This window comes from Ruminococcus flavefaciens ND2009, assembly GCF_000621785.1.
GTDB lineage: Bacteria > Bacillota > Clostridia > Oscillospirales > Ruminococcaceae > Ruminococcus > Ruminococcus flavefaciens_C.
Genome location: NZ_JHXI01000022.1, coordinates 1 through 9346, shown reverse-complemented (window position 1 = coordinate 9346; position 9346 = coordinate 1). Strand labels below are relative to the sequence as shown.

Annotated in this window: 7 protein-coding genes and 1 pseudogene; 6 read left to right on the top strand and 2 right to left on the bottom strand. The window is 43.3% G+C overall.

Annotated features, from left to right (window positions below; genetic code table 11):
- Nucleotides 1-292: 292 nt before the first annotated feature.
- Nucleotides 293-1408: a tyrosine-type recombinase/integrase gene (locus tag T488_RS0106620; RefSeq protein WP_082320459.1), complete on the bottom strand. Its 1116-nt coding sequence runs from the start codon at nucleotides 1406-1408 to the stop codon at nucleotides 293-295.
- A gap of 219 nt (nucleotides 1409-1627) precedes the next feature.
- Between T488_RS0106620 and T488_RS17215 the strand changes: the two are divergent.
- The 6 genes and pseudogenes from T488_RS17215 to T488_RS0106585 all read left to right on the top strand — a co-directional run.
- Nucleotides 1628-2038 (top strand): annotated as a pseudogene (locus T488_RS17215) (NAD-dependent epimerase/dehydratase family protein); the annotation flags it as partial.
- A 268-nt stretch (nucleotides 2039-2306) separates the two neighbouring features.
- A complete protein-coding gene (tnpA, locus tag T488_RS18690) occupies nucleotides 2307-2630 on the top strand; it encodes an IS66 family insertion sequence element accessory protein TnpA (RefSeq protein ID WP_051536379.1) in 324 nt (107 codons plus the stop codon).
- Nucleotides 2624-2980, top strand: a complete 357-nt coding sequence (tnpB, locus tag T488_RS0106605) for an IS66 family insertion sequence element accessory protein TnpB (RefSeq protein ID WP_028520103.1) — start codon at nucleotides 2624-2626, stop codon at nucleotides 2978-2980. Before tnpA ends, tnpB begins: the two co-directional genes overlap by 7 nt.
- Before the next feature lie 92 nt (nucleotides 2981-3072).
- Nucleotides 3073-3576 (top strand): IS66 family transposase zinc-finger binding domain-containing protein, encoded by a 504-nt coding sequence (locus tag T488_RS20100; RefSeq protein ID WP_028520102.1) that lies wholly within the window; start codon nucleotides 3073-3075, stop codon nucleotides 3574-3576.
- Complete coding sequence (gene tnpC / locus T488_RS20095; RefSeq protein WP_431767944.1) at nucleotides 3577-4602, top strand: IS66 family transposase; 1026 nt, start codon at nucleotides 3577-3579, stop codon at nucleotides 4600-4602.
- Nucleotides 4603-4930: 328 nt separating this feature from the next.
- Nucleotides 4931-6982 carry a BspA family leucine-rich repeat surface protein gene (locus tag T488_RS0106585; RefSeq protein WP_028520100.1) on the top strand — a complete coding sequence of 684 codons (2052 nt, stop codon included), beginning with the start codon at nucleotides 4931-4933 and terminating at the stop codon, nucleotides 6980-6982.
- Nucleotides 6983-7523: 541 nt separating this feature from the next.
- On the opposite strand, the gene T488_RS17200 is transcribed toward T488_RS0106585, so the two are convergent.
- A partial coding sequence (locus T488_RS17200) for an Ig-like domain-containing protein (protein ID WP_037297382.1) occupies nucleotides 7524-9346 on the bottom strand: 1823 nt, incomplete at its 5' end.

Sequence of the window (9346 nt, the reverse complement as noted above, 5' to 3'; positions counted from 1 at the left end):
CATTCCAACCACTTGTTTACCACTTATTTGTACCAAAAGCTGCCAAAAATCACTTGAAGCTGCTAAAAGCGAAATCGTAAAATACCGCGAAATACAGCCATTTTCGCAATTTAGCAAAAACCACTAAAAGTGCTTCTCCTTTTTCAATCCCCCTCGCCTCCACCAGTTTTAAGCAGTGGGAATGGCTATATATAGCCATTCCCATAATTCAACAAATTGCTTATATGCAATTTGTTATTTGTTTGTTCTTTATTCAATAATTAAACAATCAAGCACTTCAGAAGCCAATAGGTCAAGCGCCTTTTGGCTTTATTTTTTTGTCACCAAAATCCAGTGCTGCAGTGATAGCTTCAGTGACTTTTGCTCTTGCTTCATCAAGCATATGACAATAAATATTGCTTGTCGTTGAAACTACTGAATGTCCTAACGCTCCAGATACCGTAACAATATCTACTCCCTGATTTACAAGAAGTGAAGCAAAGGTGTGTCTGAAAGAGTGGATTCCGTGGAACGGGATATTATTTCGGCCGCAGAATCGCTTGAACCACGAATACGGTATCCCGTTATACATTGCTTCACCGTTCCATTTTACAAACAACCTGTCGTTATCGATCCACTTATCACCGCACTGTAAGGCTTGATTATCCTGTTCTTCTTTATAAAGCTTCAGAATTTCCATGATCTGTTCTGGGAACTTCAAAGTCCTCTGAGAACGCTTTGTTTTGGTAGTATCAGTATATGTCCCGATTTGTTTAAGGTAGTTACTTGTACGTCTTATACTGATGATATTGTTCTCGAAATCAACATCTTTCCATTCCAGGCCAAGCATTTCGCCGCGGCGGAAACCACTATATATCATTAGTGTGAAAAATACTCTGAACTGAAGCGGTTCTGTTTCAAGCAATACCAGTATTCTTTGTATATCATCTGATGTGTATATCTGCTTTTCCGTGTAATGTATCTTTGGCAAGATCACCTTCTCACACGGATTTTCGCTGACTACTCCCATCCTTTCACCATATGTAAACACTTCTGATATAAAGCTGTGATAGTGTCTGATCGTTTTAGGTGAGAGTGGATCTCCGTTAAGCATATTAGCACCTTTCTCAGAAAGTGAATTGATAAATGCCTGAATATGTCGCGGTGTGATCCTATCCATGCGTAGATGACCTATTGCAGAATACACTCTTGGGCACAAGCGGCGCATTCTTTCTTCTGTGGTTTTTCTGAGATTAATCCTTGCATAGTTTTTAAACCACTCTTCGGCCATCACTTCAAACTTTACTGCTGAACTCTGATATCCATGCTTACAGGCTTCTTCAAATAAAACAGCCTGCCTTTTGACCTCCTTTTCTATCTGCTTGGCAGACATTCCTGGTTCAGGTTTCCATGTCATAGTCTGAACCATTTGCTTGCCATTACAATTATAGCCGCAGCTTACCTTGATAAGATAACTGCTGCCTCGTTTTATGATAGCGTGGCAAAAAGACACTCAAAATCAGTAAAAATGAATTTAAATGAATTGCTCAAAAAGCTACATAATACAGGCGATTACTTGAAGAAATCATAAATCACAAAAAGTGATTTCGGTCTCTTCAATTATTCCGCTACTAACACATTAGCGAAAGACGGAACTATCAAGATCTTCAACTATGGTAACTGCAAGCGTGATTTCACCTATATTGATGATATTGTTGAAGGCGTGTACAGAGTCATGCAGGGAGCTCCGAAGAAGCAGAACGGTGAAGACGGACTTCCCCTCCCCCCCTATGCAGTGTACAACATAGGCGGCGGTACTCCCGAGAACCTGCTTGACTACATAAGCACATTGCAGGAGGAGCTTGTGAATGCAGGTGTTCTGCCGTCAGACTACGATTTTGAGGCACACAGAGAACTTGTTGAAATGCAGCCAGGTGATGTACCCGTGACCTACGCAGACTCTTCCGCTCTAGAAGCTGACTACGGCTTCCGTCCCACAATTGGTATCCGTGAAGGTCTGAGAAAATTCGCTCAGTGGTATGCTGAATATTATAAATAAACATAATGCCCACTTACTATGGTTTCAAATGGCATGGTTAATTTGCCGATGGAATAGATGGTTTGTGGGCATCTTTGCCTTTGTCAATAAAAAACTGAGCCACAGCGCTAATAAAAAGTAAGAGTAAAATATTCCGCGTCTTCCCTCTCGTTGTCCAATGATGTATAATAAACTCCAGGAAACTTGATGGAGTAAATTGGACATTCCAAAAAACTCCAAAAAGCTCCATGTAGTAAATTGGAGTCCGTTGGACACGGGAGGGAACATTATGCAGAATAAAAAAACAGAGATCGCAACGATCAGACAGGCAGTACGCCTGCAGGAATGGTCGGAACTTATCAAAGCACAGCAGGCAAGCGGCCTGACCATAAAGCAGTGGTGTGAAGAAAACGGCATCAAGCCGAACACTTACTACTGCCGGCTGAAAAAGATCCGTGAACAGTTCGTTGAAGCTCCGACCATCGTTCCTCTCAACGTTCCTCAGCAGCAATGTCAGTCAGAGATTCGCATCGGGAAGAACGATCTTCAGATCTCGCTGCCGTCTGACATTGATCCTGAAACCATCCTCGCTCTGGTGAAAGCCCTATGCTGAACGATATTTCTTCAAGTCAGCAGGTCTACCTCGTCACAGGCTACACAGATCTGAGGCGCTCCATAGACGGACTTGCCATGATAATACATGGGCAGCTCCGGCTCGATCCGTTCAGCAGCGCACTCTTCCTGTTCTGCGGCAGACGCCGTGACCGTATCAAAGGTCTTCTTTGGGAAGGAGACGGATTTCTATTGGTCTACAAGCGGCTGGACAACGGACAATTCCAATGGCCCCGCAATGAAAATGAGACAAAACTGCTGACACCTCAGCAGACAAGATGGCTGCTTGAAGGTCTGAAGATCGATCAGCCTAAGGCGATCAAAGACGGTAAAACAGGGATGATCTATTGAACGGAAAGCAAGGAGAATTTGCCTATTTTCCTTGCTTTTTCGCTTGTTTTATGGTATAATATATGTATAGTTTCAGGAACGGAGGAAGCAGTATGTCTGAGCAGAATGCAGTAAAAAATGATCTGTCAATGGCACAGGAAATTTCTGCGCTCCGATCAAGAGTTGCCATACTTGAAGAAGAACTTGCATTTGCACAGGATCAGCTTTCATGGCTGAAAAAGCAGATATTCGGCCGCAGAACTGAACAAGCCTCAGTTAGCATGGATGCCTTGCAGCTCTCTCTGTTCCCGGAAGAGCAGAAGCCTCAAGTACAGCCAAAGCCTGAAACAGTCACAGTTCCTGAGCATAAGCGCAGAACAAAGCGTACTCACGATGACTGGATGGAAACACTGGCTATTGAGGAAGTCAAGCATCAGGAAGGGCATCCGGTATGCGAGAACTGCGGTGCTGAGATGAAGGAGATAGGCAAGGAAAAGGCTTATGACGAGCTTGTCTACCCTCCCGCGAAGTATCATATCCGCAGGCATATCGTATATACCTACAAATGCCCAGAGTGCGGCGAAAAGCCCGAGAATGATGCGGTTCATTCCGATTAAATTGAGCGCTGCAATATCCGACGTGCTGAGTACCCGAAGCCCATGATACCCGGAAGTTTCTGCTCGCCTGAGCTGCTTGCACATATCGTATACGAGAAGTATGCGAAAGCAGTTCCGCTGCACCGGCAGGAAAAGGACCTCGCCTCAAAGCATATACCTCTGCTGAAAGCTACAATGTCAAACTGGTTAGGAAATGCGGCAGAGAAATGGTGTATGCCGATAGTTGAGGAAATGCACAGGATGCTGCTTGCCGGAGAAGTAATCCACGCAGACGAGACACGCATACAGGTGCTGCATGAGGAAGGCAGGAAAGCGACTGCCGAGTCGAAGATGTGGGTATACTGCAACGGGAAACTGAATGACCGCAGCATCGTCATTTTCGACTACAAGCCCACCCGGAAAGGCGAAAATGCACAGGCCTTCCTGAAGGGCTTTGACGGCTATCTGGTGCGTGACGGATACAGCGGATATCATGTGGTTACCGGTGTAAAGCACTGCGGTTGCATGACTCATGTTCGCCGTTATTTCGTCAATGCACTGCCAAAGGATAAGTCCGCACAGGAAAGGTCGGTTGCAGCAGAAGCGGTCAGATACTTTGAGCGGATATACCATGAAGAAAACCTGCTGTCAGACATGACAGCTGAGGAAAGATATGAGCAGCGTCTGGCGAAGGTCAAGCCTTTGCTCGATGCTTTCTTTGCGTGGCTTGAAACGCTTCATGTCAGCAGAAAGAGTGCTCTTGCCAAGGCAGTAGCCTATGCGCTGAATGAAAAGCCATATCTTTACACGTTTCTGGAAAACGGGAATGTTCCCATAGACAATAACCGTGCCGAAAATGCCATAAGGCCATTTGCTGTGGGCAGGAAGAACTGGATGCACAGAAATACGGCGAACGGTGCGAAGTGCAGTGCAGCGCTGTATTCCATTGCTGCCACTGCACAGGCTAACGGGCTTGATGCCGAGAGGTATCTGACGGTGCTTTTTTCGCAGCCGGCCGGGACTATACTCCTACCATTTAATACATGATATTCATACAGGCTCACCTCGGTGAGCCTGTTTCTTTGATAGCATATGTTAGCGGTTGATGATTGCTATTATTCTACATGTGCCTTATGGAGCCTCAGATGATTGTTAGGGATATTTTTAAAAATTGAATTCCGTTAAAGCTCAATTAAAGATATTGACATAATTATGTAAATATGATATTATTGTTTTTGGTACACTTTATGTAAATATTATTATCGGCGAAAACAATTATAATAATATCCGGCAGCATGACAGTCCGCCGGCATATCCGTTCCGGATGCAGCATGAAAACGTACTATCCTATCACAATAGTCATGGAGGTATTGAGATGAAAAACAAACTATTGAAGAAAGCTGTTGCGTCTGTCATGGCTTCGGCTTTTATCTGCAGTGCAGCACCTACAGGCTTATCCGGTTCACTGCTGTTTGATTCTTCTATCACAGCAAACGCTGAAGATGAGACCAAGGAATATACGCTCGATTTCAACGAAGACACGGGAGAACTTCATTTATCCGGAGTTTTCCCGCAGTATTCTGGGATTCCGTATGAGTACAAAGAAAAAGTGACAAAGATCACCTGTACGCCGGGTACGGTCTTCCCTGAAAGCGCAAGCTATATGTTCAGCGGATTTACTAAGCTGACAGCAGTTGATCTGACCGGCGCAGATTTTTCACGCACAAAAGAGGCAAGGGGCTTCTTCTCAAGTTGTTATAAGCTTGAAAGCGTTGACCTGACAAGAACTGATTTCTCCGCTGTAACAACAATGGAGAGAATGTTCAGAGGATGCCTGAAACTAAAAAGTATTACCGGCCTGAAAGCGTCCAGCTCTGATCTCCAGAGTTTAGACGGCCTTTTCATGGACTGTTTAGAGCTTCGCACTGCTGACGTAAGCGGTCTGAACACTTCTAATGTTACCACCTTCGCCTTTATGTTCAGTTCCTGCAACCGTCTCGAGTCAGTTAACCTGACAGGTATTGATACAAGCAGTGCAATGTCCTTTAATCAGATGTTTGCATCCTGCTATGCACTATCTTCGATAGATCTCAGCGGGTTCAATACCTCAAATGTCAAAGATATGTATAAAATGTTCCTCTCCTGCAACTCACTTACGTCAATTGATCTCAGCTCGTTTGACACATCTAATGTGGGCAGAATGGACGGAATGTTCTCCGGCTGCATTTCATTAAAGAAGCTTGATCTGACTCCTCTCGAAGTCGACAGCTGTCAGAGATTCAAGGATATCATAAGCGACTGCCGCTCACTTGAAGAGCTTGATATAAGCAATTTCAATGAGAAGACACTCGACATCACTGGCAATGAATTATCATTAGATTATTGTTACAGTCTGAGCAAGATCAAGGTCGGCTCCGGCATACACACGATCAAAGCCTCTTCCTTCAACAGAGGCACCTTCTGGGCAAATGAAAAGGATCCCGGAACCAATGTCATCGCCGATAATGTAATAAACAACAGCGGCGAGAACACCTATATCCTCAACGAGGACAAAGGACATTTCAAATCCGCCGGCATCGAGATAGACAGGAATGGTACCATCGGTCTGCGTCTGTTCGTTGATCTGCCGGATACTCTTACAGAAGAGGAAAAGAACTCCGCTTATGCAATGTTCATGTATGACATAGGAAGCGGAAGTTCCGCAGATCTGCCCATCAAGAAGGATGCAGACGGAAATTACTATGTCCTCAAGCCTACTCTTGCAAAGGAGATGGCGTGCAGCTACATCATCTGCCTGAAGGTCGGCGGCGATACTGTTGATACTGTTCGTTACTCAGTAAGACAGTATGCAGATCAGATACTCGCCGATCCGGTCAAGTACGCAAAAGAGCAGGATCTTATCCGTTCAATGCTGGTTTACGGCGGTGCGGTACAACGTCATTTCAAGTTTGACCTTGATGACAGTTTTGCTCCTTTCATCGACAGTGGTATCAGCTATTCCAAGACTGTAGTCAACGATGCAAACCACTTTGTTGCCCCGAAGGATCTTTCCGGTCTTTCCTATGAAGGTTCATCCATCGTTCTCGGCTCAGGCGTTGTTCAGAGGCATTACTTCAAGCTAACTGACGGAGCGATAGAGGACTACAAATTTATGGTTGACGGCAAGAGCGTGACTCCCACAGAGAAGGAGGAAGGGCTCTGCTATGTTGATGCTGTGAAGAATGCTTCAATGATGAAGCTCTATACTCCTTCAGAGATATCCGTTTACAAGACGAGCGATGCTTCCAAGAAGATGGAATTCGAGTACAGCGTAATGGACTATGTACGACTTTCAAAGAGAGTAAGCGGCTATTCTGATACAGCTGCTGAAGTAGTAAGAACTCTCAGTTGGCTTGCTGACGAAGCAAAGGAATATATTACCAAATAAGAGAAAGGATAATATTATGGAATTCTACACAACTCCCGAGCTTGAGATAATCAGCTTTGAAAGTGAAGATGTTATCACAACAAGCATCCTGACAGGCAACGATGAAATGCCCGTCATAAAGTGATCTCTCAATAGTCAGAAACAGGCAGCCGGAAGGCTGCCTGTTCTTTTTGACGTTTTACGCTTACCCTTTGTCAATAAAAAACTGAGCCACAGCGCTAATAAAAAAGTGCGCCAGTTTTGAAAAAAAATAATGAACCACTAATCATTATTCATGGTCGAGTCGATGCGGTAGCAGTTTGAAACGGGTTCGTTTTCCTGTTCGATTGATTTCACTCTGGCATGTGTTACCCTAATAATTAACGGCAGGACAGCAAAAGCTGCCCTGCCGTATCATAAATCTGCTTAGAATGGGATTTCTGGAGTTACAAGGTCATCATTACTGTCGCCACCACTTGTGGTGATAATATCTTCAGTGTCAAACTCTGTGATATCCATTTCTGGGGTTACATACTTCTTCATTTCATTATTCTCCTTTGTTTTAATTGGCTGCGTCAACAGCATCGCTGTACGCACATATTGATTTTAATAGATTCAACAAGTTTTCATCATTCATTTCGCTCTTTAGATAATTATACACATAAGTCATAGCACTTACTTTTACTGAATAAGAGCTGTCAAATGTTACAATATAATCTTTTTTGAGATTTCCTGCTCCGATGTTCTCGATATCAACATAATACTTTCCGAACGTTCCTGTCTCATATGGTGTTAGAACATATTCACCGAGCGTTATTGAGTGATTTGCAATATCATCTGATACGGTAAAGTACAGTCTAAATGCTGTGTTGGAATCAAGTACCAAAGATGCACCTGTGAGTGCGATCGTTTCGTTTGTACCTTCCTGCTTCAAAGCGTATTTTTCAAAATCCGCCTTGTTAAGTGTAACAAGATCGGTGTTCACATCACTCGGAAGCTCAGTGCCATATTTCCATTTTGCAGAATATGCTCCATATGCGTACATCGCATTAATAATATTCATATCAGAATCCGTGATCGTGCTACTTGTTTTTGCACTTGCAACATAATCGTAAACTCCATATTCGATTATGTTTTCGTCAATTTCAGCACCAGATGCTTTTATCAGATCAAGGGTAATGCCTTCAGCATCTGTCAACTTGAACGATACCTTTTTATCAATGTCAACAGCTTTAAGCTTATACGTTACCTTATATCTGCCATTATCATCTTTTGTAAACGTAGACAAATTAAACACTTTCTCGCCGTTCGGGCCATTCATGACAGCCTTTGCGCCTGCTGCCACAACATCATCAGGAACGGTAACATAGAAGTTAAGTCCTAGTTCTCCGCCGAGGGTAATGTTTGCAGCGTTAAGAACGTTGTTCTCATCGGCTATATCAACGTCCTGATACAGCAGTATGAAATCCGAATACTTATCTGACAGAACTTTAATCTTGCCGTGCTTGTCAACCTCAACGTCTACGACTTCAAATTGTCCGTCATGTATTCTGATAACATTATAGATACGCTTTTTGCCGTTTTTGAGTTCTTCAATCTCTGCGTCATCGGGTATCTCAAACTCAAACCCATATTTCTTGTCAAATTCAGTGATATTACCTATCGTATGATCCTGACCGTTTGAGTCAGTATAGCCCATTTCATAGACTACATCCTTGCCCCAGCCAAGATGCCAGCCGTTGCCTGTACCGTACTTTGACTGGTACCATTCCCAAAATTCAGGATCATTCCAATAATCCTGATAATGACCAAGGCCACGGCCCTTATCCTTGAAGTTAATCCAGAATTCTGCACCATTCTGAGCAGCATCAATGATCTCCTCCTGGAGGTCATCAAGATCATTCTCATCAATATCAGTATTGCTGATATCGGGGTTCTCATTATTGGCTATATCGTCGATAATATCTCCTGCTGTGTCGATTATCTCATCCTTGTCGTCCTCGTTTGTAATGTTGGAATTGATCTCATAAACTGTAACAGGTACAGAATCGGTTACATCACCGATTGCTGCTTTAACGTTCTTAATCCCAACCTCAACACCTGTTATTTTACCGTCATTGTCAACAGTTACAACACTTGTGTCCTCACTTGTCCAGTCAATATTTTCATAGTATGCGTCAATAGGTTCAATTGTTTTGCCCAGGTAGTATGAGTTGCCTTTGCTGATTATTGGATTGGATGGTGCAAGTAATAGAGCTCTAATATATTTTTTTCCATTATATATTACTGAATTAGAATAATCAGATTCATCACTATTATAATATCCTTCGTCTTGGGGATATAGCTGAATACTAATTGAAACATACACGTCTTTATCTATAGAAC

Excerpts from the sequence above, each read along its gene's own strand:
- T488_RS0106620 (WP_082320459.1), bottom strand. The coding sequence starts at position 1,408 with ATGGTTCAGACTATGACATGGAAACCTGAACCAGGAATGTCTGCCAAG.
- tnpA (WP_051536379.1), top strand. The coding sequence starts at position 2,307 with ATGCAGAATAAAAAAACAGAGATCGCAACGATCAGACAGGCAGTACGC.
- tnpB (WP_028520103.1), top strand. The coding sequence starts at position 2,624 with ATGCTGAACGATATTTCTTCAAGTCAGCAGGTCTACCTCGTCACAGGC.
- T488_RS20100 (WP_028520102.1), top strand. The coding sequence starts at position 3,073 with ATGTCTGAGCAGAATGCAGTAAAAAATGATCTGTCAATGGCACAGGAA.
- T488_RS0106585 (WP_028520100.1), top strand. The coding sequence starts at position 4,931 with ATGAAAAACAAACTATTGAAGAAAGCTGTTGCGTCTGTCATGGCTTCG.